Source organism: Stenotrophomonas sp. STEN022 (assembly GCF_056760155.1).
Map to the genome: position 1 here is coordinate 40,838 of NZ_JBRREG010000003.1, position 24,465 is coordinate 65,302.

The window sequence follows — 24,465 nt, forward strand, 5'->3', positions numbered from 1 at the left end:
GCAGCGGCCGAGTTGGGCGCGGGGCAGGAAGCGGGTTAAACTGCCCGGCTCGCCACTCAGGCCTCGATTTGCCCATGCTGCAGAAACTTCGCGACAAGACCTCAGGCTGGATCGTTACGGTGATCATGGGCCTGTTGATGATCCCGTTCCTGTTTGTGATCGACAACAGCTACCTCGGTGGTGTCGGCGCACAGAACGTTGCCAAAGTGTCGGCGCCGCCGTCGTGGTGGACCTCGGCACCGTCATGGTGGCCGATGTCGTTCCTTTGGAACCACCACGAAGTCAGCGTCGAGGACTTCCGTACCCGTTTTGAACAGGCGCGCATGCAGGCGCGCGAGCAGCAGGGCGACAACTTCGACCCGCGCGAGTTTGAAACCGCCGAGAACAAGCGCCTCGTGCTCGATCAGCTGATCGACGAGCAGGTGGTGCGCCTGGCGGCTGAAGACGCGCATATCGTCATCGGCGACAAGGCCGTGCGCGACTACATCGCTGCGATTCCTGCGTTCCAGAAGGATGGCAAGTTCGATCCGGACCAGTACCGCCTGGCGCTTGCGCAGAGCATGCCGCCGCGTACGCCGGCGATGTTCGAGCAGCTGGTGCGTACCAGCCTGCAGCAGTCGATCATTCCGTCGGCGCTGGCCGGCTCGGGCTTCACCACCAAGGGTGAGAGCGAGCGTCTGCTGAAGCTGCTGGGCGAAACCCGCGACGTGGAATTCGCACTGTTGCCGGTCGTTGCGCCTGATACTGCAGCGGTCACGGACGCCGAGATCGACCAGTGGTACAAGGCGCATCCGAAGGACTTCCGCCAGCCGGAAAGCGTCACCATCGAATACGTCGAGCTCAACGCTGCCAGCATGCCGGCAGCGACGGCGGCTGACGAAGCCACGCTGCGTCAGCGCTATGAAGACGAGAAGGCGCGTTTTGTCAGCGCCGACCAGCGTCTGGCTTCGCACATCCTGATTGCCAAGGGCAGCGATGAGAAGGCCGCCGAGGCCAAGGCGGCCAAGCTGGCCGTGGAGGCCAAGCAGCCGGGTGCCGATTTCGCCGCGCTGGCCAAGGCCAACTCGGAAGATCCGGGCTCCAAGGATTCCGGTGGCGACCTGGGCTGGGTTGAGAAGGGCGTGATGGTCAAGCCGTTCGAAGACGCGCTGTTCGCGATGAAGGCCGGGGATGTGGTCGGCCCGGTCAAGACCGAGTTTGGCTACCACGTGTTGAAGCTGCGCGAGATCAAGGGTGGCGAAGGCCGTCCGTTCGAGGAAGTGCGTGACCAGTTGGCTGCCGAGCAGCTGCAGGCAGATACCGAGAAGGCATTCAATGAGCTGAGCGGTCGCCTGGTCGATCTGGTCTACAAGAACCCGACCGAGCTGGGTGGCGCCGCCAAGGAAGTTGGCCTGCCGGTGCAGACCCTGGGTCCGTTCAACCGCGCCACCGCCAGCGGCATCGCTGCCAATCCGGCCGTGCTGAAGGCTGTGTTCTCCGATACGTTGAAGGAAGACGGTACGGTCAGCGACCCGATCGAACTGGCGCCGAACCACACGGTCATGGTCCGCGTTACCGCACACACCCCGGAGCAGACGATTCCGCTTGCGCAGGCGCGTGAGCAGGTGATTGCCGCGGTACGTGCGCACCGTTCCGAAGAAGCCTCGAAGAAGGCGGCTGATGCCCTGCTGGCCAAGTTGAATGCCGGCCAGACCCTGCAGGCATTGGCTGGTAGCGAGCAGCTGCAGTTGCTGCCGATGCCGGGCCTGCCGCGCACCGCGCCGATGCCGACCGCTGAAGCCAACCGCGCTGCATTCACCGCCGCGGCTCCGGTCGGCGACAAGCCGAGCTATGGCAAGGTCGAGATGGAGCCGGGCCGCTATGCCGTGTTCGCGGTCACCAAGGTGACGCCGGGCAACCCGGCCGAAGTGCCGGAAGCGCAGCAGGCCATGCTCAAGGACCAGCTGAGCCAGATCGACGGCGCCGCTGCAGCCAAGGCCTATGTCGACGGCATGCGCAAGCGCTACAAGGTGCAGGTGCAGGAATCCCAGCTCTGAGCATCTGAGGATCTGAGCAGCAACAAACAAGAGCCCGGCGAAAGCCGGGCTTTTTGTTATGTAGTGCCGAGCCATGCTCGGCAGGGGCGTTACCGGTGTTCTTCCAGTTTGTGGGAGCTGCGTCAGCCGCGAAGCCGGCAGCAATGAAATCGCCGGCATCCGCGCAACCGTAAAGATCACCAGTTTCCCGGCTCACACCGCTCCCACAAGCGAAGAGGTCAGCGGCAAAGCCCCTGCCGAGCATGGCTCGGCACTACATCAAACGCAGAAGCTCAACATCAAACGCAGAAGCCCGGTTTTTGGCCGGGCTTCTGGTTCTGCTTTCATTTGAGAGCGGTGGCTCAGCGCGCCTCGTCGTAACGCAGCACCATGCCCGGCTTCAGCACCGCGCTGGCATCCAGGTTGTTGGACGAGAGCAGGGTCTTCACCGAAATGCCGTAGCGGCGGGCGATGGTCCAGGCCGATTCGCCGCTGCGGACGGTGTGGCGGCTGCCAGTGCTGGCCGAGGCGACCGCGCGCGAGGGAGCAGCAGGACGGCGGCTGGCGACGGGCGTCGCTGCGGCAGGTGCCGCGTCGCGGGTGGCTACCAGCACGCTGTCGCTGTTGTCGCTCTCCACGCTGCCCATGGCCGCAGCCGGTGCCAACACCCGGGTACCGGAGCGCGAGCTGGTCAGGGCGGGGTTGAGGCGGGCGATGCGGGCCGGATCCAGCGCATTCTGCGCCGACCAGGCGGCCAAGGTGGTGTTGGCCGGCAGGGTGTGGCCCTTCAGGATCGGCACCTGCCGGTCCAGCGCCGCCATCAGGTCGGGTTCGTTCTCGGCCTGTTCCAGCACGCAGGCCAGGGCATGCAGCTTTTCAACATAGGCGTAGGTGATCGGCGACAGCCCCGGCAGCTCGGAAGCCGTGGCGTTCTGTGCGTTCATGCCGCCGCGGCGCAGCGACTGCAGGATGCGGTATTCACCAGCGTTGTAGGCCATCACCGCCAGCTGCCAGTCACCGGCAAACATGCCGTGCAGGGTCTTCAGGTAGCGCACCGCGGCGCGGGTGGAATCCACGGCCGACAGGCGGCCGTCATAGCCCTTCTCCATCGGCACGCGGTGGTTGCGCGCGGTGGTGGCGATGAACTGCCACAGCCCGGCCGGGCCGCTGGCGTTGCGGGCGCCGGGGCGGTAGCCGCTTTCCACGAAGGGGATCAGCGCGAATTCAGTCGGCAGGCCGGCGCTGCGCAGCTCGTCGACGACGTAGCCGAACAGCGGCAGCGCATCGTCCTCGACATTGCCCAGTCGCGACGGGGCGTGCGAGAACTGCTTGCGCCAGCGTGCGCTGGTGGCTTCGGCGTCGCACTGTGGTGCGGCCAGGCCCTCACGGAAGTTGGCGAAGATCTCGCGGCCGTTACGGGTGGTCGGGGCCGGCAGCGAGGCCGGGTCCAACGGTAATGCAGTGAGCGCGGCGACGTTCTGGGTCATGCCGGCGCTGACTGGAAGCGTCTGCGCGGCCAGCGTGCCGCTGCCCGTGCCCAACAACATCCCCAGCGCCAACGGCAGGCAGAGCCGCCTCATGCGCGAAAACCGTCTTTCCACCGCCGCAATTCGGCGAAGACTTCCACCTCGTCGGTGGGCGCGCGACCAAGCCGCGCCGCGATCGCTGCAACGATGGCGGTATCGGCGGTCCGCAGAAACGGATTGCATTCCAGTTCGCTTGCCAGGATGGCGGGAACGGTAGGACGGGAACTGCTGCGCATGTCCGAGGCTTCCTGTTGGCGGCGCTGCAATGCCGCGTTGGTGGGGTCGACATGCCGCGCAAACACGGCATTGGCCAGCGTGTATTCGTGCCCGCAGCAGACCAGTGTCTGTGGGGGCAGGGCGGCCATTCGCCGGAGCGAGGCCAACATCTGGGCCGGCGTACCTTCGAACATGCGTCCACAGCCCAAGCTGAACAACATGTCGCCACTGAACAAATGGTCGTGGCCGTAGTAGGCAATATGGCTTCGGGTGTGACCGGGAACTTCCATCACGCTGAAGTCGAAGCCCGACAATTCTACCCGGTTGCCTTCGCTGACTCGTTCACATTCCAGAGCGATGCGTTCATCTACCGGCGCGATGACCCGCAAGCGCGGCCAGCGCTCGCGCAACTCCGCCACCCCGCCGATATGGTCGTCGTGGTGGTGGGTGAGCAGGACACCTGCAGGCTGCATGCCTTGCGCAGCGGCCTCGAAAACCGGACCGGCCTGGCCAGGGTCGACGAAAATCGTGCGGTCATCGGGCGTTTGCAGCGCCCAGATGTAGTTGTCCTGAAATGCGGGCAGGGCGATCAGTCGCATAGAATTGAAAAATGCCTGCCGCCTCGTCCCCCCGTCAAGCTGCAGTCTCGCCCTGGTTTGAGAAAGCCGGGGCGCAGGCGATGCGCGAATGGGAGCAGCGGCTGCTGTCTGAACAAATGCGCGGATTTCCATCGCCGCCGTGGCTGTGGCTGGCACCAGACGCTTCCTGGCTGCCTGATCCGCCTCCACAGGGGCGTGGCCTGCGCCTGCATCGCAATCCGCAAACGCCCGGCTGGGTAGGAGATGTGCGCTGCAGCCTGCCGTTGCCGCTGCCCAGCGAGTCGATCAAGGCGATCGTCATCGAGCACCCGGCGGCCGAGGAGCTGGAACCCTTGTTGTCCGAATGCGCGCGGGTGCTGATGCCCGGCGGTCGGGTCTGGGTGACCCTGCTCAACCGCTGCAGTCCCTACCGCGCGCACTGGCAGTGGCAGGGCGCGCGGCCACCCTCGGTGACACGTTGCAGGACACTATTGCAGCGGCAAGGCATACGATGTCGCTCGCTGCGGCACTATGGCCCGCTATGGACGCAGTCGGGCAACACCCCGGGCACGGCTTTGCCGGCCCTGCGCGCCTTGTGCGTGCTGGAAGCTGAAAAACGCACCGAGGCTTACATCGGCCCGATCAAGGCCAGTCGCGTCAGTTGGCGCGGCCCGGTGGCGACCTGAATTCAACGGAACACTATGAAGTCAATTGAAGTACATACCGACGGCGCCTGCCTCGGCAATCCAGGCCCCGGCGGATGGGGCGCGTTGTTGCGCTACAAGGGCCATGAGCGCGAGCTGGCCGGTGGCGAAGCACATACCACCAACAACCGGATGGAGTTGATGGCCGCGATCATGGGCCTGGAAACGCTCAGCGAGCCTTGCAACATCACCTTGTTCACCGATTCGCAGTACGTGCGCCAGGGCATCACCGAGTGGATGCCGGGCTGGGTGCGTCGCAACTGGAAGACCGCTGGCGGTGACCAGGTCAAGAACCGTGACCTGTGGGAGCGCCTGCATGAAGCCACCCAGCGCCATCAGATTGATTGGCGCTGGGTCAAAGGCCATTCCGGTGACCCGGACAACGAACGCGTGGACCAGTTGGCCCGCGATGCTGCAATCCGCGTGCGCGCTGGCGCCGCGAGCAACTGAGGTAGCCGATGCGCCAGATCGTCCTTGATACCGAAACCACCGGCCTGGAATGGAAGAAGGGCAACCGCGTGGTCGAAATCGGCTGCGTGGAGCTGCTTGAGCGACGGCCCAGTGGCAACAATTTCCACCGTTACCTGAAGCCGGATTGCGACTTTGAATCCGGCGCGGCGGAAGTCACCGGCCTGAGCCTGGACTTCCTCGCCGACAAGCCGCGCTTCGAAGAAGTGGTGGATGAGTTCCTCGCCTATGTGGATGGCGCCGAGCTGATCATCCACAACGCTTCGTTCGACATGGGCTTCCTTGAAAACGAGATGAGCCTGGCCGGCAAGGGCCGCCTGGCCAACCGGGTGACGGTGACCGATACCCTGGCGATGGCCCGTGAGCGCTATCCCGGCCAGCGCAACTCGCTGGATGCGCTGTGCCGGCGGCTGGGCGTGGACAATGCCCACCGCACGCTGCATGGCGGCCTGCTCGATGCGCAGATCCTTGCCGACGTCTATATCGCGCTGACCTCGGGCCAGGAGGAAATTGGTTTTGGTCAGCCGGAAGCCGAATCGACCAGTGCCGGCGGTGTTGTACAGACGTTCGACGTGTCGGCGCTGTTGCCGCGCCCCCGCGTACTGGTGACCGCCTCCGAGCAGGAGGCGCACGAGGCGCGCCTGGCCAGGCTGCGCAAGAAAGCCGGTCATGCGTGGTGGGACGGCGAGCCAGCGCCGAGCGAGCCGGCCTGAGTCGCGCCGGTCGTTGAATGAAATGGAATTCCCCTGGCGTAGTGGCCGCGGCCCAGGACGACCGGGGCGGTTTCCGAGCCGCCGCCATCCAGTGCGGCGGCGCCCAGCGCATCCACGCATTCCTGCGCGCTGCAATCGCCGTGGGCCAGTGCCTCGGTGAGGCCGGCATCGTCGACTTCTTCGGTAAGCCCGTCACTGCAGAGCAACAGCTGCATGCCGGGGCGGAGTTCGCCGGTGGTGGTGGCGACGTTGAGGTGCGCCGGATCGGTGACGCCCAATGCCTGGGTAACCACGTTGCGGTGCGGATGCGCGCGGGCCTGCTCGGCGGTGAGCGTGCCCTGGGCGATCAGTTCCTGCACATAACTGTGGTCCTGGCTGAGCTGGCCCAGCTTGCCGTCGCGCCACAGATAGGCGCGGCTGTCGCCAATCCAGGCCACTTCGAAGCGATTGCCCTGCACGCGTGCGGCCACCACGGTGGTGCCCATCGGCAGGCTGTCGTTGCGGCGGCGGGAGCTGCGGATGATCTCCTCATCGGCGGTGCGGATGGCCTGCACCAGCGAGGCACCATTGCGTACCTCGCGGACGATGGTTTCGCGCGCCAGGGCGCTGGCTACCTCGCCGCAGGCATGGCCGCCCATACCGTCGGCCACCAGCCACAAGCCAAGCTCGCCGTCACCGTAGTAGGTGTCTTCATTGAGCTGGCGGCGCAGGCCGACGTGACTGAGGTGTCCGAATTCGATCATGAGTGCCCGAGCGGGCGGTGTTTCAGTTGTGAAGGTCACTGCATCATCGCGTTCATGGAGGTGTACGGCAAGCGCCCGCAGACACTCGTTTGGCTGGCGGAATGCAGCGCCTGGATGGCCAATAGTGCTTTTTTGTTAAAAACCGCTTGTCCGCGCAGCTGATGCCCCTTATCATTCGCAGCCCGGTTCGCCGGGGACATCTGGAGAGGTGGCAGAGCGGTTGAATGTACCTGACTCGAAATCAGGCAGGCGTTTATAGCGCCTCGGGGGTTCGAATCCCCCCCTCTCCGCCAGATACTTGAACTAAGCCCTTGATATCCAAGGGCTTTTTTCATTTATGGCCTGGCTGGTATGCCATCTGGTATGCCATGAGGAGCTGGCTGCTGCTGGATCACTCTGGACGTCTGCACGCCTGCAATTAGCGCAGATATGCCTTGCTGAAAGGGGCGTTTGCATGCCATCGATCGCTAGACTGGGCAGTTCACGACGCTGCGCGCCTTGCGACTGGCTCCGCTGGTCTTTACTCGTCCTGGCGAGCTGCGTAAGGCGGAGGTGCAGGCGTGAGCTGACTATCTGGACAGCCTGCGTGTAGGTAACGTCGCCCCCTAGACTCTAAACCGCCCCGCTACTGATGGCGGGAGACGTCGTTCTTTCGAGGTGGGTCATGATGTCAGGCTAGAGCTCCGGGGCTTCAATGCGCCGTAGCGTTGCGCGATTGGTTGGTTGGCCCTTGGTCGCGACGCTTAGGATGCAGGCGAGCAGGCGCACCTTCATTCTCTCTCTTGGTCTGGCAAGCTTTGTGGGCGGAGTAGATGAAGGGGGAGCTGTAGGTGCGGTGTTATCCTCCTTTAAAAATCAATAGCTTACAAATCAATTCAGTCGAGCAGCTGCAGAAGGTGGAAAAATAACTGTCTCTTCTTGAAAAAAGTATTCCATATAAGATCCTTTGTGATGTATGATTACATCATCAAAGATGACGAAGTGCTATGCGAAAGAAGGTTCACTTCGAGAAGCGGATGTCCCAGCGGGGCATCAACAAGGACATGGTTCAGCTGGTCATGGAGTACGGCGAGCAGCAGGGGGACAAGCTCATCCTCAGTCGCAAGGCCGCCGAGCGCCTGATGCATGCAGCACGCACGCTGGCCAAGATCCTGGACAAGGGCGGTTTGGTCGTTGTTGCTGCCGGCGAATCCCAGCTGACCACTTACAACTACGAAGGTCGGAGTCATTGAACATGACCGACAGCAAAGCAGGGCAGGTACTGTTTCAGTTGACCGATCAGCTGCGCGGGCCGCTACGCCCGGAGGACGCGCAACTGCTGGCATTCCAATTGCTGGTCTGGGCACATCTCGGCGAAGAGCATCAGATTCATCCAGCCGATATGGCAGAGACGGCGCTCCACGGTGGCTCCCGGGAAATTGTCGAAGCGCTCAACCGTCTCTCCATGTCTGACGGTCTGCTGGGGCATGCATTCAGCGGGGCGGCAAGCCATGCCCGTGCGGCGGGTACGGATATCGAGAGCGCCTTGTCTGCTGCCAAGCGTCTGGCCGATGGTGGCATCTTCGAGCGTTTCTTGCCGGCCGATATCGCGGCAGAACTGGCAACGCCACGCGATGCGTCACTTGGATTACCCAAGGAGCTGGTCGCCATGGTGGCCGAATTGGCCGTCGGGTTCGGAGCTCGTTCTGTCTACTGCCCGTGGGAGATGGAAGGGCAACTGATCAGTGCGACGCTCTGCGAAGCGATTGAAGTTTTCGTGGAAACGCCTTACCTGTCGCCGTTGGTTGCGCTTTTTGCCCTCTTCCACAAAGGCAAAATCCTTTGCGAGGTGGCTGATCCGTTGGCAACGCCCACAGCGATCAAAAGCGGTCGTCTGAAAAAATTTGATTCGGCGATGTCTTTCCCACCCTTCGGAATGCTACCGAAGAGCGAGGTGGCGAACCAGGACATTTATGGCCGTTTCCCGATCAAGCAGGCAACGGTTACGGGCCTGATGATCCAGCACATCCTGGCACAAACCGATGGCCGTGCCGTGATTGTTGTGCCAAACAGTTTCCTGTTTGGTCCCGGCAGGGATCGTGACTTGCGACAATACCTGCTGGAAAATGGCTGGGTGACGGCGGTCGTTGGCTTGCCAGGTGGGATCTACAAGAACACTGGCATCGGCAGTGGCTTGCTGCTTCTTGATACCCGTCGTTCCCATGATCGGGTCGGCTTCATCGATGCGGGCCAGCCCTATTTTTGCCAATCGATCAACCGCACCCGGAAGGCGCTGATCAACACCGGCGACATCGTTGCCTACTGCAATGCACTTTCTGAAGGTGACACTGAGCGGGCAAGTGCCCTGCTAGGCCAGGATCTGGCAGTGACTGCCTCCTTCGAAGAACTCCAGTCGAACGATTTTTCATTCGCTGTTGAGCGCTATGTGGTCTCGGAATCGCAGAGGCGTCTGCAGGGGCAGATGCAGCGATTGGAAACGGCTGAGTTGGGTGAGGTCGCGGAGTTGTTGAACCCTGTGCCCAACAAGGATCGCAACCAGGAAGGCCCGGAGGCGATCGAGGTGCTGGAAGTAGGGGCCCAGGACCTACCTGCTAACGGCTACATCAAGACCCCGGAGAAAAAGGTCAATATCGTTCTACCTGTGCGCCGCAGTGGCAGTGGTAACGATGTCTTTCTCCGTCCGGGCGATGTGGTGCTGATCACCAAGGGTAGTACCGGAAAGGTTGGCATCGTTCCGGAGGATGTTCCGCCAGCTGGGCAAGGTGGCTGGATTGCCGGGCAATCGGCCATCGTTCTGCGCAGTTCCGATGGCAAGGCAGACCTGCGCTGGCTGGGACTATGGCTGCGTTCGAAGATGGGTCAGGGTGTGCTTTCAGGTATTACTTCCGGTTCGACCATTCCGATGATTTCCATTCAGACCCTGCGCAAGCTGGAAGTTCCAGTGGTGGCCTTGGCTGAGCAGCCACGTGCTGGCGAAGTCCTGCAGCACGAGATGCAGCTGCAAGCACGTATTGATGAGCTGCGCGAAGAGCAGTCTGGCTTGGCAGAAAATCTCTGGGCTGAGCTGCTGAGCTGAATCGAGTACCTGCTTCCCGTGGCAATGATCCATCAGAAATATTTCAGAGTGCGCGTCTCACGTTGAGAGATGCGTCACTCTCGAGTCAACCAGCTGTCCAGCCGACTGAAGTCCAAGGGCGCTTTATGAGTACAGATTTGAATACTTCATCTGCATTGCAAAACCATCTGTGGGAGTCGGCGAACATCCTTCGCGGCCCCGTGGATGCCGCTGATTTCAAGACCTACATCTTCCCGCTGCTGTTCTTCAAGCGCATCTGTGATGTCTGGGACGAGGAATACCAGGAAATCGTCGATGAGACCGGCGATGAACAGTTGGCCTGGTACCCGGAATCCCATCGTTTTCAGATTCTTAAGGGCTGCCATTGGAACGAGGTGCGTGAGGTCGCCAGCAATGTCGGCGCTGCCCTGCAGCGCGCCATGCGCGAGATCGAAAAAGCCAACCCTGACACGCTCTATGGCGTTTTCGGTGATGCACAGTGGTCTAACAAAGAGCGTCTGTCTGATGCGCTGCTCAAGGATCTGATCGAGCATTTCTCGATGCAGCCCTTCGGCAACAAGGATGTGGATTCCGATCAGCTGGGTGATGCCTACGAATACCTGATCAAGAAGTTTGCTGACGCCACCAACAAGAAGGCCGGCGAGTTCTATACCCCGCGTAGCGTGGTACGCCTGATGATCGACATGCTGGACCCGAAGGAGGCAGACACGATCTATGACCCGGCCTGCGGAACGGGCGGCATGCTGTTGGCGGCCGTGGAGCACGTGCGCCAGACCCACGGTGACGTCAAGCGTCTGTGGGGCAAGCTCTATGGCCAGGAAAAAAACCTGACCACCTCCTCTATTGCTCGCATGAACCTGTTCCTGCACGGCATCGAGGATTTCCATGTGGTGCGTGGTGACACGCTGCGCAGCCCGGCCTTCTTCGAGGGCGACCGGCTGGCCACCTTCGACTGCGTCATCGCCAATCCGCCGTTTTCGCTGGAAAAGTGGGGCGAGGACCTGTGGCTGAACGATCCCTTCGGCCGCAACTTTGCCGGTCTGCCGCCGGCATCCAGCGGTGACTTCGCGTGGGTGCAGCACATGGTCAAGTCGATGGCCGACGTCAGCGGCCGGATGGCCGTGGTGCTGCCCCAGGGCGCCCTGTTCCGCAAAGGTGTGGAAGGCAACATCCGCCAGAAGCTGCTGGAGATGGATCTGGTCGAGGCGGTGATCGGGTTGGCGCCCAACCTTTTCTACGGCACCGGCCTCGCCGCGTGCATCCTGGTCTTGCGCAAACGCAAGCCGGTTAAGCACAGGAAAAAGGTTCTGATCGCCGATGCGTCACGCCTGTTCCGCCGGGGTCGTGCGCAAAACTATCTGGAGCCCGAGCACGCCACCGAAATCCTCGGCTGGTATCGCGGCTTTGCCGATGTGCGGGACGCGGTCCGCGTGGTCAGCCTCGACGAGATCAAAGCCGAGGACTGGACGCTGAACATCTCGCGCTATGTCCTGCCGCCATTGCAAGAAGACATCCCACCGCTGCCCGATGCCATCGCGGCATTCAAGGACGCGCTCACCCGCTGCCGTGAAGCCGAAGAGCGGCTCGCGCAGGTCATGACTGAAGGGGGATGGCTGAAATGAGTTCGGACCGCCCATTCAAAGACAACAAGATCTTTACTGAAGAACTGGCTAATTCTGCGCGCGCTCGACTGAAGGAAAAATTTGCCCAGATGGAACAAGAGAAAGCTCGTAGCACCAAACGCATCAGCCAACAAGAACTCGAAAGCTACCTGTGGGGCGCAGCCGTTCTGCTGCGCGGCCTCATCGACGCCGGCGACTACAAGCAGTTCATCTTCCCGCTGCTGTTCTACAAGCGCGTGTCGGATGTGTGGGAGGAGGAATACCAGGCGGCCCTGGCGAACTCGAAGGGCGACCTCTCCTATGCCCAGTTTGCCGAGAACCACCGCTTCCAGATCCCCGAAGGGGCGCACTGGAACGATGTCCGTCAGGCGCCCAAGAACGTCGGCGCGGCCATCCAAAAGGCCATGCGCGCCATCGAGACCGCCAACCCGGACCTGCTCGACGGCATCTTCGGCGATGCCCCCTGGACCAATCGCGAGCGGCTGCCCGATGAAACACTGAAAAACCTGATCGAGCACTTTTCGACCCAGACACTCTCGGTGGCCAACGTCCCAGAGGACGAGCTCGGCAACGCCTACGAGTACCTGATCAAGAAGTTCGCGGACGATTCCGGCCACACGGCAGCCGAGTTCTACACCAACCGCACCGTCGTCCACTTGATGACGCAACTTCTTGCACCTCAGGCGGGCGAGTCGATTTACGACCCCACGTGCGGTACCGGCGGCATGTTGATTTCAGCGCTGGACGAAGTGAAGCGCTCGGGCGGAGAGTACCGCACGCTCAAGCTCTACGGGCAGGAGCGCAACCTCATTACCTCATCCATCGCCCGCATGAATCTGTTCCTGCATGGCGTGGAGGACTTCGAGATCATCCGGGGTGACACCCTGGCAGAACCCAAGCACATCGAAGGTGACCGCCTGCGCCAGTTCGACGTGATCCTGGCCAACCCGCCTTACTCCATTAAACAATGGAATCGCGAGGCCTGGAGCAGGGACAAGTGGGGCCGCAATTCGCTTGGCACGCCGCCGCAAGGCCGCGCCGATTACGCGTTCCAGCAGCACATCCTGACCAGCCTCACGGCCAAGGGACGTAGTGCCGTGCTCTGGCCCCACGGTGTGCTGTTCCGTAACGAAGAACAGTCCATGCGCGCCAAGATGGTCGAGCAGGACTGGGTCGAGGCAGTCATCGGCTTGGGCCCCAACCTGTTCTACAACTCCCCGATGGAGTCGTGCATCGTCATCTGCAACCGCAAGAAGGCCGCCGCTCGCAAGGGGAAGGTGATCTTCATCGACGCGGTGAACGAGGTCACCCGGGAACGCGCGCAGAGCTTTCTGAAGCCCGAGCACCAGCATCGTATTTTGGCCGCCTTGAATGCTTTTGCTGATGAGCCCGGCTTTGCCAAAGTCGCCACCCTGGCCGAGATCGGTGCCAATGCAGGTAACCTATCGATCCCGTTGTACGTAAAGCGCACTACCGCCGCTGTTGCCACCGACAGCAATGGTGACGCGGTATCGCTACGCTCTACCTGGGAACAATGGCATACCGAAGGGCGTGCATTTTGGCTTCAGATGGACGCATTGATGGAAACGCTTGATGGCCTTTCCAAGGCTGAGGACACCCAATGAAGCTTCAAACGATCCGGCTCTCGAACTTCCAATCCTTCGGAGCGGCGCCCACCGAAATTCGGCTGGAGGAGATTACTTACCTCATCGGCCCTAACGGCTCTGGCAAGACAGCAGCACTCCAAGCCCTTTGCCGTCTGTTTGCCTTTGATCCATCACTACGCCGAATCCTGCGCTCGGACTTTCATGTCCCATTAAACGAAGCAGCGCCGCCTGCTGAGCGTCAGCTATGGATCGAGGCCGACTTCCTTTTTCCCGAGCTGGCAGAAGACGAAGACAACACAACCGTAGCCCCGCATTTTGCACATATGCGGCTGGATGAGCTCGACGGTATTCCGCGCGTTCGTTACCGTCTCAATGCGAGCTTGGGTGTGGATGGTGATATCGAAGAATCCATGTCGTACGTGCTGGACCTGGATGCTGACGGCGAGCCACTCAGCACTGCGCAAGTTCCCAGAGCTGAGCGTAACCAAATCCACGTCCACTATCTTCCGGCACAGCGTGATCCGGCCGACCACATCGCATACGGCGCCAATGCCCTTCTAGGAAAAATGCTTCGCGCAGTGAAGTGGGATGCGGAGCGTGACGAGATCAAGACGCTGACCGATCAGATCAGTGACAGCTTGGCGATGAACCCGTCAGTCAATGCGTTGAGCGAAAGCCTCAAAACAACATGGTACACGCTGCACAAAGGCAAGTTCTTCACCGATCCGAAGATCACCTTTGTGGCCTCCGAGATCGAGTCCTTACTGCGCCACATGTCGGTTTCATTTTCGCCTGGGCACGATGAGAGTCTGGTCGATTTTTCGCGGCTGAGTGACGGTCAGAAGTCGATGCTGTACCTGTCTCTCGCACTGTCGTCTCAAGCCATCGGCCGCGCCGTACTCGCCGGGCAAGACACGTCGTTTGATCCCGACAAATTGCGCCCACCTGTCTTTACCCTGGTCGCCGTTGAAGAACCCGAAAACAGCCTCTCCCCGCACTACCTCGGGCGGATCGTTAGTGCCTTAAACACCATGGTTCAGCACCCGGACGCCCAGGCCCTCATCGCTACGCATGCGCCGTCGATGCTGCGCCGCGTTGCGCCAGAGCACATCCGCTATCTTCGACTGACCGAAGATCGGCAATCACGCGTCACTCAAATCCTATTGCCGGAAAACACGGACGACGCACACAAATTTGTACGGGAAGCCGTCCAGGCATTTCCTGAGGTCTATTTCTCGCGGCTCGTCGTCCTGGGCGAAGGCGATAGCGAAGAGATCGTGTTGCCACGCCTGCTGCAAGTCAAAGGCGCTCCAGTTGATGAATCAGCAGTCACGATTGCGCCTCTGGGGGGCAGGCACGTCAATCACTTCTGGCGCCTGCTCTCAGCTTTGCAGATCCCTTACCTGACGCTCCTTGATCTGGATGTGGCGCGTTACGCCGCAGGTTGGGGACGAATCAAATACGTTAACGATCAGCTAGGTCTATATCGCCCCAAGAAGAAATTGCCGGATGACTACGAGATCCCTAAATGGGACTCTGAAAAATACAAGGTCCGGGACGATGACTACAGCTGCTATATCGAAGCGCTCGAAAAGCGTGGCGTTTATTTCTCTTCTCCATTAGACCTCGATTTCGCCATGCTGCTTGCCTTCCCAGAAGCCTATGGAGTCGAAGAAGAAGAGCCCGATGAATCAACGATCAAGGCTGTACTTGGGAAAAGCCATCATGACGCAGGCCAGTACAGTGAAGATGAACTGAATCTGTTCAGCACCTATCACCAGCGGTTCAAACTTGGCAGCAAACCAGCAGCCCACATCGAGGCGCTTGCCCAACTGACGGATACAGAGCTGCTGGAGGACATGCCCGCATCACTGAGCCGGCTGGCCGATGCCGTTATCGCCAAACTGGCGGAGCTGCCTGAGTGATTGCTATCGACGCCTGGCGGCCCGCAGACGGGCTGACGCTCGAACCGAACGCGTTGCTTGCCGCAAAAGAGCAGGAGCGTTGCCTTGCACTCACAGCTGGGCCCGGCGCAGGCAAGACTGAGATGCTGGCGCAGCGAGCAGACTTCCTTTTACGCACAGGCACCTGCCGATATCCCAAACGGATTCTGGCGATTTCGTTCAAGGTCGATGCCAGCAAGAATCTGAAAGAACGCGTGCAGCGCCGTTGTGGTGCTGATCTCGCTTCACGCTTTGACAGCTACACCTTCCATGCCTTTGCCAAACGCATCATTGATCGCTTCCGTCCTGTATTGACCGGCAAAGATGCGCTTGAGCCAGGATACAAACTTGGCAGCCCGAAGGTCACGCATAAGCAGATTGAGTTCAGCGATCTGATCCCCCTCGCTATTCAGATTCTTCAGACGTCAAAGCTTGCCCGGAACGCTATTCGCCAGACCTACAGCGACGTCTTCCTGGATGAGTTTCAGGACTGCACAGACAAACAATACGATCTCGTGAAGCTCGCCTTTCAAGGCACAAGCATCCGGCTGACTGCTGTCGGTGATACCAAGCAGAAGATCATGGGCTGGGCCGGGGCGCTCGATGGCATCTTCCAGACCTTTGCAGCCGATTTTGCTGCAACTCCGCTCAACATGTACCGCAACTTTCGCTCCAAGCCTCGATTGCTGCGCTTGCAGAACGAAATCATCCGCGTGCTTGACCCCGCATCGGTCATGCCGGAAGAGCAAATTGCCGGGGATGAGGGAGAGGTCTTCGCCTGGGGCTTCGAAAACAGCCGACAAGAAGCTGAGAACTTGGCCGATCGGATTGCCGAGTGGATTGATCACGAACTTGTCCCACACTCGGAGATCGCCGTACTGATCTCAAAGCAACCGGATCTCTACGCCAATCAACTCATTGAACAGCTCGAAGCCAGAGGCATCCCCTACCGCAACGAACAACAGCTGCAAGACATTACCACCGAGCCCGCAGCGCGCTTGGTCGTCGATTACCTGTCGTGCATCTACGGCAAGCGTGAGCCCAAGCCATGGGTGCGCCTGATGAATCTGCTGGTACCTTTTGCGGACGATGAAATCCAGGGCAAAACCCGCCGGGACTTTGATCGCCTGATCAAAGCACAGCGCAAGAGCGCATCACTTCTGAAGTTGATTGATCAGCCCCACTCAGGTTGGTGGGAGTCGGCGCGAGGATTTTTGAACAAGATCCCACGAGAAACCTTGGTGGCGCTCTCGCCCGACTACGAATCACAGGATCGACTCAAAGAGGTGGTACGAGAAACCAAGGCTCGTATCGAAGAACTGCTCAGACTTGAGCCCGACTTACCTAAAGCGCTCGAACGCTTTGCGGATGACAAAGCCGTGCGCATCCTGACCATACACAAAAGCAAGGGTTTGGAGTTCGACTCGGTCATCATTCTAGGTGTTGAAAATCAGACTTTTTGGGGCAAGCCTGATGCAGAGCGCTGCGGGTTCTTTGTTGGTGTTTCACGAGCGAAGCGGCGGCTCGTTGTCACCATGAGTCAGCACCGGAAAACCCCGCCCTCTGATCCATATCGTTGGCAGGAAGAACGGACTCCACACAAGGAGTTCTTTGGTTACGTCATACCGTTTGTGAGCAAAGAAAATGAAGGATGAATTCCTGAAGCCCGGCTGGCATTGGGTGAAATTCGGCGACGTGGTGCGCCTCTCGAAAGCCCGCAGCCAAGATCCGCTGGGCGATGGCATTGAACGCTACGTCGGTCTGGAACATCTCGAACCCGGTGATTTGCGTATCCGCAGCTGGGGCAGCGTCGCTGACGGCGTGACCTTCACCAGCGTGTTTCAACCTGGACAGGTGTTGTTCGGAAAGCGACGCGCTTACCAGCGCAAGGTGGCTGTGGCGGATTTCTCTGGGGTGTGTTCCGGGGACATCTACGTGCTGGAGACCAAGGACGCACAGGTTTTGCTGCCGGAGCTGCTGCCATTCATTTGCCAGACCGATGCCTTCTTCGATCACGCCGTGGGTACGTCGGCAGGCTCCTTGAGTCCCCGCACGAACTGGATAAGTTTGGCGGACTTTGAGTTCATGCTCCCGCCGATGGATGAGCAGCATCGGCTCGTCAAAATTCTCACCTCCATTGAAGGCTGCTTGGCTTCGCTTTCGGAAGCTGACCTAGCGACAACTGCACTAGAAAACTCACGAATTGAAGACGCGCTTGCTTCAGTACCGGCTGATCGTATCATCACGGTCGACAAACTCGTTCCACTCGGACCAAAGAACGGTCTATCCCCGAAAGCAAATGCTGACGAACGTGGATATCCAACCCTCAGCATCGGCGCCGTGCGGGATGGACGTATTGTTGCCGAAGGCAATACGAAGTACGCCGAGATATCCGATGCTGAAGCTGCTGCGTTTGAACTGAAGGCAAACGACGTACTTGTTGTTCGTGGAAATGGCAACAAGCTACTCACCGGCAGATGCGGCCTTGTCGATGTCGTGCCAAAAGGGTGTTTCTATCCAGATCTGCTGATTCGACTCAAGTTCGACGAGAAGATCATCAGGCCGGAGTTTGCGGTATTGCAGTGGAACAGCCAGGGCACTCATAACCGTCTGATCTCGCGTGCCAAATCCACAAACGGAATCTGGAAAATCAACGGTGCTGACATTCGCCAACACGCACTCAAAGTACCGGAAGTAGAAGAACAGGATGATCTGCTGGCAGAGATGAGAGCAATTCGATCAGCTCGGAAGAACATTGCTACGCGTAAGACGGCTGCACAGAACCTGAAACTGCATGCGCTTAGGTCGATTGAGAATGGGGGCGGAAATGGCATTTAACGAATCTAATACCATCGAGGCCTACGTCCGCGATCTGCTCGCCGGCCCAGTCAAGGCTGTCCCGGCCAACACCGCCCAGGAACCTCAAGCTAGCTACGGTCCCAGCCCCAAAGGCATCGGCTGGCGCTACGCTGCTCCGTCTGAGGTGCCGCGCCAGATCCAGGAAGTTCTGGTCGAACCCTGGCTGCGCGATGCACTGATCCGCCTAAACCCCGAGATTGCCGCCCAGCCCGACCGCGCCGACGAGGTGCTCTACAAGCTGCGCGCCATCGTGCTGTCGGTGCGATCGGATGGCCTGATCCGCGCCAATGAGGAAATGACCGCCTGGATGCGCGGTGAGCGCTCGATGCCCTTCGGCCCCAACAACGAGCATGTGCCGGTGCGGCTGATCGACCTGGATGATCTGGCGCAGAACCAGTACATCGTCACCCAGCAGTTCCTCTACCGCGCAGGCCCCACCGAGCGCCGCGCCGATCTGGTGTTGTTGGTCAACGGGCTGCCGCTGGTGCTGATCGAGGCCAAGACGCCAGTCAAGAAGTGCATCAGCTGGGTCGATGGCGCGGTGCAGGTGCACGACGACTACGAGAAGTTCGTGCCTGAGCTCTTCGTCTGCAACGTGTTCTCGGTGGCGACCGAAGGCAAGGCTTACCACTACGGGTCCATCGGCCTGCCGGTCAAGGATTGGGGGCCGTGGCATCCGGATGGCGACGGTGACGATGGTCAGCACCACCCGCTGAAGTCGCTCAAGCTGTCCGCTGAAAGCATGTTGCGCCCACATGTGGTGCTGGACATTCTCGGCAGCTTCACCCTGTTCGCCACCAACAAGAAAAAGCAGCGCATCAAGATCATCTGCCGTTACCAGCAGTTTGAAGCGGCCAACAAGATCGTCGAGCGCGTGCTGGCGGGCTTCCCCAGGAAGGGCTTGATCTGGCACTTCCAGGGCTCGGGCAAATCTCTGCTGATGGTCTTTGCCGCGCAGAAGCTGCGCATGCATGCTGGCCTGAAGAATCCCACCGTGCTGATCGTAGTGGACCGGATTGATCTCGACAGTCAGATCACGGGTACGTTTACCGGAGCGGACATTCCCAACCTGGAAAAGGCGGATACCCGCGAGAAGCTGCAGCAGCTGCTGGCGCAGGACGTGCGCAAGATCATCATCACCACGATCTTCAAGTTCGGCGAGGCCACCGGCAGCCTGAACGACCGCAGCAACATCATCGCGCTGGTGGACGAGGCCCACCGCACGCAGGAAGGCGACTTGGGTCGCAAGATGCGCGAGGCCCTGCCCAACGCGTTTCTGTTCGGCCTGACAGGTACGCCAATCAACCGTGCCGACCGCAACACTTTCTACGCCTTTGGTGCCGACGAGGACGAGAAAGGCTACATGAGCCGGTACGGCTTCGAGGAGTCGATCCGCGACGGTGCCACACTGAAACTGCACTTCGAACCGCGCTTGATCGATCTGCACATCGACAAGGCGGCTCTGGATGCCGCGTACAAAGACCTGACCGGCGGTCTCTCGGATCTCGACAAGGACAACCTCGCTAAAACCGCCGCCAAGATGGCCGTGCTGGTGAAGACGCCCGAGCGCATCCGCAAAGTCTGTGAGGACATCGTCGAGCATTTCCAGACCAAGGTGGAGCCCAATGGCTTCAAGGGCCAGATCGTAACGTTCGATCGCGAGTCCTGCCTGCTGTTCAAGGCAGAGCTGGACAAGCTGCTGCCGCCCGAGGCTACGGACATCGTCATGTCGGTGCAGGCGGCGGACAAGAAGGAACATCCAGAGTACGCGCCCTACGACCGAAGCCGCAACGAAGAAGAGCGACTGCTGGATCGGTTCCGCGACCCGGCCGACCCACTGAAGCTGATCATTGTCACGGCCAAACTGCTGACGGGCTTCGACGCGCCCATCCTGCAGGCCATGTACCTGGACAAGCCGCTGCGCGACCACACGCTGCTCCAGGCCATCTGCCGAGTGAACCGCACCTACTCCGAACAGAAGACCCACGGACTGATCGTCGACTACCTCGGCATCTTCGATGATGTGGCAGCAGCGCTGGAATTTGACGACCAGAGCGTCAAGCAGGTGGTCAGCAATATCCAGGAGCTGAAGGACAAGCTGCCTGACGCGATGCAGAAGTGCCTGGCGTTCTTTGCTGGCTGCGACCGCAGCGTGCAGGGCTATGAGGGCCTGATCGCCGCGCAGCAGTGCCTGCCCAACAATGAGGTGCGGGACAACTTCGCTGCTGAGTACAGCGTGCTCAACAAGATCTGGGAGGCGCTGTCACCGGACACCGTTCTGGGCCCCTTCGAGAAGGACTACAAGTGGTTGTCGCAGGTGTACCAGTCGGTGCAGCCGTCCAGTGGCCACGGCAAGCTGATCTGGCACTCCCTGGGCGCCAAGACCATCGAGCTGATCCACCAGAATGTGCATGTCGACGCGGTGCGGGATGACCTCGACACCTTGGTGCTGGACGCCGATCTGCTGGAGGCAGTGCTTTCGAACCCAGACCCTAAAAAGGCCAAGGAGATCGAGATCAAGCTCAAGCGCCGGCTGCGCGGGCATGGCGGCAACCCCAAGTTCAAGAAGCTGTCGGAGCGGCTCGATGCGCTGAAGGACCGCTTCGAATCCGGGCAGATCAACAGCGTCGAGTTTCTGAAGCAGTTGCTGGAGATCGCCAAGGAGACGCTGCAAGCCGAGAAGGAGGTCCCGCCCGAAGAGGACGAGGATCGTGGCAAGGCTGCGCTGACCGAGCTGTTCAACGAGGTCAAGACGGCCGAGACACCCATCATGGTCGAACGCGTGGTCGCCGACATCGACGAGATCGTGCGACTGGTCCGCTTCCCGGGCTGGCAAGGGACTCAGGCCGGTGAGCGTGAGGTCAAGAAGGCACTGCGCAAGGCCCTCTTCAAATACAAGCTGCATGCTGATGAAGAGCTGTTCGAGAAGGCCTACAGCTATATCCGGCAGTATTACTAAAGGGGGCGGGGGATGACCACTCAGACGATAGATAGTGCACCGCAGGCGACCTGGTTCGTCGGCGCGAGCTATGGCGGTACAGATGATCAGATGCCGCGATTTCTTGCAGAAGGAATTTGGGAGAACGGCTACGACGACAAGCTCCTCGATGTTGTGCGATCCATGCGCCCGGGAGAGCGGATCGCCATCAAGTCGTCTTACACGCGAAAGCACGGTCTGCCTTTCGATAGCCGAGGCCGAGCGGTTTCGGTTATGGGCATCAAGGCGGTCGGCACGATCACCGAAAACCTGAACGACGGGAAACGGGTGAAGGTGGACTGGGCCAAGGTCGAGCCGGTACGGGAGTGGTACTTCTACACTCACCGAGCAACGATCTGGCGCGTGCTTCCTGGCGAATGGATGAACGATGCGCTCATTGCCTTTGCGTTTGACGGCAAGCCGCAGGATGTAGATCGCTTTCGCAACGAGCCCTTTTGGCGGGAGCGTTACGGCACGACTTCGCCAGAAAAGCAACGCTTCGAATGGACGGACTTCTACGAGGCAGTGGCCGAAAAGCTGCTGGCCCACGCAGACGATCGAACTCCGCTCATCGAGGGCATCCACGAGATCGCGTCGCGTGTGCCGGGTCTGACCTACCTCCAGGATAAGTTTCCCGATGGAACCAGTGGTCCGCTGCGGGACATTTGCCCATTCACAACGATGGGCACCTTTAATCGGTCCATGACCGTTGGCAACCGTAAGACCATCGCGGGCGAACTTGCCAAGTTGCTGGGTGTGACGGTGCCGGTCCCACCTTCATTCGAAGGCATTCCCGTTCTCAACAACCAACGTTCCTGGTTTTTCGCCTATGCCGACAAGCGTGGTGCAGACGACATCGACGCGCTATGGAAGGTATTCGTTGCCGCGAGCAAGATGGTCGATGGCGATCAGTTGGACACCCGAGATGCCTTCATCGGGGCTTATGACGAGGCAACCCAAGTATGGGGTGTCGCATGGAACCTTTCGACAGGTCTCTACTGGGCGCATCCGTGGGAGTTCCTGACCCTGGATAGCCAGTCGCGCCACTACATCAACAAGCGGCTAGGCCTGAATGTCGTCATCAATGGCCAGCAAGGTCCCTGTGATGGACGCGAGTATTTGAAACTGCTGGACGATCTGCGGTCGCGCTTTGGCGAAGACGGCTATCCGGTCCACAGTTTCCCAGACCTGTCGCTTGCGTCCTGGATGTACAAAGACCCGGTTGACGAGCCTGTGCCGACTGGCGATATCGGTACCAATGCCGGAGCAGAACAGGAAACTGAAGGTGAAGTTCGCGAAGCCTTTCAGGTGGCAGCGCCAATCGTTCCCTACTCGGTGGAGGACATCCTCAAGGACGGCTGTTTCCTGGAGCGGGCCGAGATTGACCGCTTGCTCGATCGTCTGCGCACGAAAAAGAACCTCATCCTTCAGGGGCCTCCGGGCACGGGCAAGACCTGGCTAGCCAAACGGCTCGCGTTCGCGCTCATGGGCCGGAAGGACGACAGCAAGGTCCGTGCAGTGCAGTTCCACCCAAACCTGTCCTACGAGGACTTTGTTCGAGGGTGGCGTCCCACTGGCGAAGGCAAGTTGTCGCTGGCGGACGGTCTCTTCATGGAGGTCATCAAGGCTGCATCGAAGGACCCTTCATCGAAGTTTTTCGTGGTAATCGAGGAGATCAACCGCGGAAACCCGGCGCAGATCTTCGGCGAGTTGCTGACTTTGCTTGAGGCCGGCAAGCGGACACCCAACGAAGCATTGGAACTCTGCTATCCGGATGCGGACGGCAAACGACGTCCCGTCCATATTCCCGAAAATCTCTATGTAGTCGGCACCATGAATATCGCCGACCGATCACTTGCACTGGTCGATCTGGCATTGCGTCGCCGCTTTGCTTTCGTTGGGCTGGAGCCAAGACTGGGCTCGGTTTGGCGGGATTGGGTGGTCACGGAGTGTGCTGTCGATCCAGGCTTGGTCGCGGATATCGAACGCCGTATCGCCGAGCTGAACGACCAGATCGCGGCGGATGCGCGCCTTGGCAAGCAATTTCGGATCGGTCACAGCTATGTGACACCCGCACATCGACTGGAGGCGGGAGACACAAAGAAATGGTTCCAGCAGGTAGTGGAGACGGAGATCGGTCCGTTGCTGGATGAATACTGGTTCGACGCGCCTGACGAAACACAAAAGGCGCTTGCACAGCTAACGCAGGGCTGGTGATGACCGCCGTCGCTGAACAGATGGAGAGTGCGTCCATGAGCGCTGAGGGGTTCATCGGACGCATTCCGGTGCGCAACCTCTGGCTGCTGATGCTCTACGCCTCTGACCTGTTCCGCACTCGCGGCATCGGCGAGATCGGCTTGGAAGATAGCCCGGACGATCTACCGGACCTGGTTGCGGAGATCCTTGCCCGCGCGGTTGAGGTCCGACAGCGTCGCCGCTTGAGTCTTGGATATCGATCTCACGACGCAGTAATCAACCGCGTGCGTGGCCGGATCGACGTCTTGACCACCGAACGCCATCAGTTGATGGATAGAGGCCTGGTGGCGTGCCGCCTCGACGAACTCACCATCGACACCCCTCGCAATCGTTTCGTCCGAGCAGCTTTGGAATCCATCTCCAGGATCGTTCAGAGGAAGGACGTTGCCCATCGGTGCCGCGCACTTGCGGGTGGCATGAAGGCAATGGGTGTATCGGGCGACGCTCCGACCCGCGCCCAAATGAGCACCGATCGTTTTGGCCGTAACGATGCGGACGACCGCTTCATGGTGGCGGCCGCAAAGCTGGCGTTCGAATTATTGCTACCTACGGAGGCGACGGGTGCGAATGTGCTCTCTCTGCCGGACAGAGAGGCGCTGTGGGTACGCCGCTTGTTCGAGCGGGCGCTGGGCGGCTTCTACGAAGTCGTATTGAGTCCGCAGGGCTGGCGGGTGCTCTGCGGCGGGGCGATGCGCTGGCAGATCGAGCAGAAGACGGCGGGGATCGACAAGATCCTGCCGACGATGCGAACTGATATCGTGCTCGACCACCCGTCAACCGAGCAGCGGATCGTCATCGATACCAAGTTCACCTCGATTGTGACGAGTGGCTGGTACCGTGAGGAAACCCTGCGCAGTGGATACGTGTACCAGATCTACGCCTATCTGCGCTCCCAGGTTGGGTGCGGCGATGCACTTGCAGATCACGCGAGCGGATTATTGTTGCATCCCGCGATCGGCCAGATGGTCGACGAGACAGTGCTGATCCAGGGGCACGCCATTCGATTTGCCACTGTGGATTTGGCGGCAACACCGGCAGACATCCGAGCGCAATTGCTTCGAATCTGCACACCAGACTCTGCGGTGGGAGCAGGGCGTGAGGGTATCGGAAGATGAGGGGAGTTTTTACCGGTTTTACTCGATGATGGTGGAGGGGGTTCACC

General features: G+C 60.2%; 16 protein-coding genes, 1 tRNA gene and 1 pseudogene. 15 read left to right on the forward strand and 3 right to left on the reverse strand.

Annotation, left to right across the window (positions count from 1 at the left end; genetic code table 11):
* Positions 1-74: 74 nt before the first annotated feature.
* Positions 75-2,036: a peptidyl-prolyl cis-trans isomerase gene (locus ACVOMF_RS01530; protein WP_481507716.1), complete on the forward strand. Its 1,962-nt coding sequence runs from the start codon at positions 75-77 to the stop codon at positions 2,034-2,036.
* A gap of 341 nt (positions 2,037-2,377) precedes the next feature.
* On the opposite strand, the gene ACVOMF_RS01535 is transcribed toward ACVOMF_RS01530, so the two are convergent.
* Together ACVOMF_RS01535 and gloB are read right to left on the reverse strand one after the other, a co-directional pair.
* Positions 2,378-3,595 (reverse strand): lytic transglycosylase domain-containing protein, encoded by a 1,218-nt coding sequence (locus tag ACVOMF_RS01535; protein ID WP_481507717.1) that lies wholly within the window; start codon positions 3,593-3,595, stop codon positions 2,378-2,380.
* Entirely contained in the window at positions 3,592-4,356 is a 765-nt protein-coding gene (gene gloB, locus ACVOMF_RS01540) for a hydroxyacylglutathione hydrolase (protein ID WP_296247858.1), read from the reverse strand. The genes ACVOMF_RS01535 and gloB overlap by 4 nt, the downstream gene beginning before the upstream one ends.
* 116 nt (positions 4,357-4,472) lie before the next feature.
* Between gloB and ACVOMF_RS01545 the strand changes: the two genes are divergently transcribed.
* Genes ACVOMF_RS01545 through dnaQ form a run of 3 tightly spaced genes read left to right on the forward strand, consistent with a single transcriptional unit; the run spans position 4,473 to position 6,220 of the window.
* Entirely contained in the window at positions 4,473-5,021 is a 549-nt protein-coding gene (locus ACVOMF_RS01545) for a class I SAM-dependent methyltransferase (RefSeq protein ID WP_481507718.1), read from the forward strand.
* Between the two features lie 15 nt (positions 5,022-5,036).
* Positions 5,037-5,489, forward strand: coding sequence for a ribonuclease HI (gene rnhA, locus ACVOMF_RS01550; protein WP_481507719.1), 453 nt, complete (start codon positions 5,037-5,039; stop codon positions 5,487-5,489).
* 8 nt (positions 5,490-5,497) lie between these two features.
* A complete protein-coding gene (gene dnaQ, locus ACVOMF_RS01555; RefSeq protein ID WP_481507720.1) occupies positions 5,498-6,220 on the forward strand; it encodes a DNA polymerase III subunit epsilon in 723 nt (240 codons plus the stop codon).
* A 41-nt stretch (positions 6,221-6,261) separates the two neighbouring features.
* Here the strand turns inward: dnaQ and ACVOMF_RS01560 are convergent.
* Positions 6,262-6,963 (reverse strand): annotated as a pseudogene (locus tag ACVOMF_RS01560) (PP2C family protein-serine/threonine phosphatase); the annotation flags it as partial.
* Positions 6,964-7,165: 202 nt separating this feature from the next.
* On the opposite strand from ACVOMF_RS01560, the gene ACVOMF_RS01565 reads away from it, so the two are divergent.
* The 11 genes from ACVOMF_RS01565 (at position 7,166) to mcrC (ending at position 24,418) form a co-directional block, all read left to right on the forward strand.
* Positions 7,166-7,256, forward strand: a tRNA-Ser gene (locus ACVOMF_RS01565).
* Positions 7,257-7,979: 723 nt separating this feature from the next.
* Complete coding sequence (locus tag ACVOMF_RS01570) at positions 7,980-8,195, forward strand: DUF4258 domain-containing protein (protein WP_481507721.1); 216 nt, start codon at positions 7,980-7,982, stop codon at positions 8,193-8,195.
* Between the two features lie 2 nt (positions 8,196-8,197).
* Entirely contained in the window at positions 8,198-10,039 is a 1,842-nt protein-coding gene (locus ACVOMF_RS01575; protein WP_481507722.1) for an N-6 DNA methylase, read from the forward strand.
* 137 nt (positions 10,040-10,176) lie between these two features.
* Entirely contained in the window at positions 10,177-11,661 is a 1,485-nt protein-coding gene (locus ACVOMF_RS01580; protein ID WP_481507723.1) for a type I restriction-modification system subunit M, read from the forward strand.
* On the forward strand, positions 11,658-13,286 hold the full coding sequence (locus ACVOMF_RS01585; protein ID WP_481507724.1) for a type I restriction-modification system subunit M: 1,629 nt from the start codon (positions 11,658-11,660) through the stop codon (positions 13,284-13,286). The genes ACVOMF_RS01580 and ACVOMF_RS01585 overlap by 4 nt, the downstream gene beginning before the upstream one ends.
* Entirely contained in the window at positions 13,283-15,193 is a 1,911-nt protein-coding gene (locus tag ACVOMF_RS01590; RefSeq protein WP_481507725.1) for an ATP-dependent nuclease, read from the forward strand. Before ACVOMF_RS01585 ends, ACVOMF_RS01590 begins: the two co-directional genes overlap by 4 nt.
* Positions 15,190-16,866, forward strand: coding sequence for a UvrD-helicase domain-containing protein (locus ACVOMF_RS01595; RefSeq protein ID WP_481507726.1), 1,677 nt, complete (start codon positions 15,190-15,192; stop codon positions 16,864-16,866). Before ACVOMF_RS01590 ends, ACVOMF_RS01595 begins: the two co-directional genes overlap by 4 nt.
* Positions 16,856-18,049 (forward strand): restriction endonuclease subunit S, encoded by a 1,194-nt coding sequence (locus ACVOMF_RS01600; protein WP_481507727.1) that lies wholly within the window; start codon positions 16,856-16,858, stop codon positions 18,047-18,049. The genes ACVOMF_RS01595 and ACVOMF_RS01600 overlap by 11 nt, the downstream gene beginning before the upstream one ends.
* Positions 18,039-21,029 carry a type I restriction endonuclease subunit R gene (locus ACVOMF_RS01605; RefSeq protein ID WP_481507728.1) on the forward strand — a complete coding sequence of 997 codons (2,991 nt, stop codon included), beginning with the start codon at positions 18,039-18,041 and terminating at the stop codon, positions 21,027-21,029. Before ACVOMF_RS01600 ends, ACVOMF_RS01605 begins: the two co-directional genes overlap by 11 nt.
* A 12-nt stretch (positions 21,030-21,041) precedes the next feature.
* A complete protein-coding gene (locus tag ACVOMF_RS01610; RefSeq protein ID WP_481507729.1) occupies positions 21,042-23,264 on the forward strand; it encodes an McrB family protein in 2,223 nt (740 codons plus the stop codon).
* Complete coding sequence (mcrC, locus tag ACVOMF_RS01615; RefSeq protein WP_481507730.1) at positions 23,264-24,418, forward strand: 5-methylcytosine-specific restriction endonuclease system specificity protein McrC; 1,155 nt, start codon at positions 23,264-23,266, stop codon at positions 24,416-24,418. The genes ACVOMF_RS01610 and mcrC overlap by 1 nt, the downstream gene beginning before the upstream one ends.
* Positions 24,419-24,465 lie beyond the last annotated feature (47 nt).

Excerpts from the sequence above, each read along its gene's own strand:
- ACVOMF_RS01530 (WP_481507716.1), top strand. The coding sequence starts at position 75 with ATGCTGCAGAAACTTCGCGACAAGACCTCAGGCTGGATCGTTACGGTG.
- ACVOMF_RS01535 (WP_481507717.1), bottom strand. The coding sequence starts at position 3,595 with ATGAGGCGGCTCTGCCTGCCGTTGGCGCTGGGGATGTTGTTGGGCACG.
- gloB (WP_296247858.1), bottom strand. The coding sequence starts at position 4,356 with ATGCGACTGATCGCCCTGCCCGCATTTCAGGACAACTACATCTGGGCG.
- ACVOMF_RS01545 (WP_481507718.1), top strand. The coding sequence starts at position 4,473 with ATGCGCGGATTTCCATCGCCGCCGTGGCTGTGGCTGGCACCAGACGCT.
- rnhA (WP_481507719.1), top strand. The coding sequence starts at position 5,037 with ATGAAGTCAATTGAAGTACATACCGACGGCGCCTGCCTCGGCAATCCA.
- dnaQ (WP_481507720.1), top strand. The coding sequence starts at position 5,498 with ATGCGCCAGATCGTCCTTGATACCGAAACCACCGGCCTGGAATGGAAG.
- ACVOMF_RS01570 (WP_481507721.1), top strand. The coding sequence starts at position 7,980 with ATGTCCCAGCGGGGCATCAACAAGGACATGGTTCAGCTGGTCATGGAG.
- ACVOMF_RS01575 (WP_481507722.1), top strand. The coding sequence starts at position 8,198 with ATGACCGACAGCAAAGCAGGGCAGGTACTGTTTCAGTTGACCGATCAG.
- ACVOMF_RS01585 (WP_481507724.1), top strand. The coding sequence starts at position 11,658 with ATGAGTTCGGACCGCCCATTCAAAGACAACAAGATCTTTACTGAAGAA.
- ACVOMF_RS01590 (WP_481507725.1), top strand. The coding sequence starts at position 13,283 with ATGAAGCTTCAAACGATCCGGCTCTCGAACTTCCAATCCTTCGGAGCG.
- ACVOMF_RS01600 (WP_481507727.1), top strand. The coding sequence starts at position 16,856 with ATGAAGGATGAATTCCTGAAGCCCGGCTGGCATTGGGTGAAATTCGGC.
- ACVOMF_RS01605 (WP_481507728.1), top strand. The coding sequence starts at position 18,039 with ATGGCATTTAACGAATCTAATACCATCGAGGCCTACGTCCGCGATCTG.
- ACVOMF_RS01610 (WP_481507729.1), top strand. The coding sequence starts at position 21,042 with ATGACCACTCAGACGATAGATAGTGCACCGCAGGCGACCTGGTTCGTC.
- mcrC (WP_481507730.1), top strand. The coding sequence starts at position 23,264 with ATGACCGCCGTCGCTGAACAGATGGAGAGTGCGTCCATGAGCGCTGAG.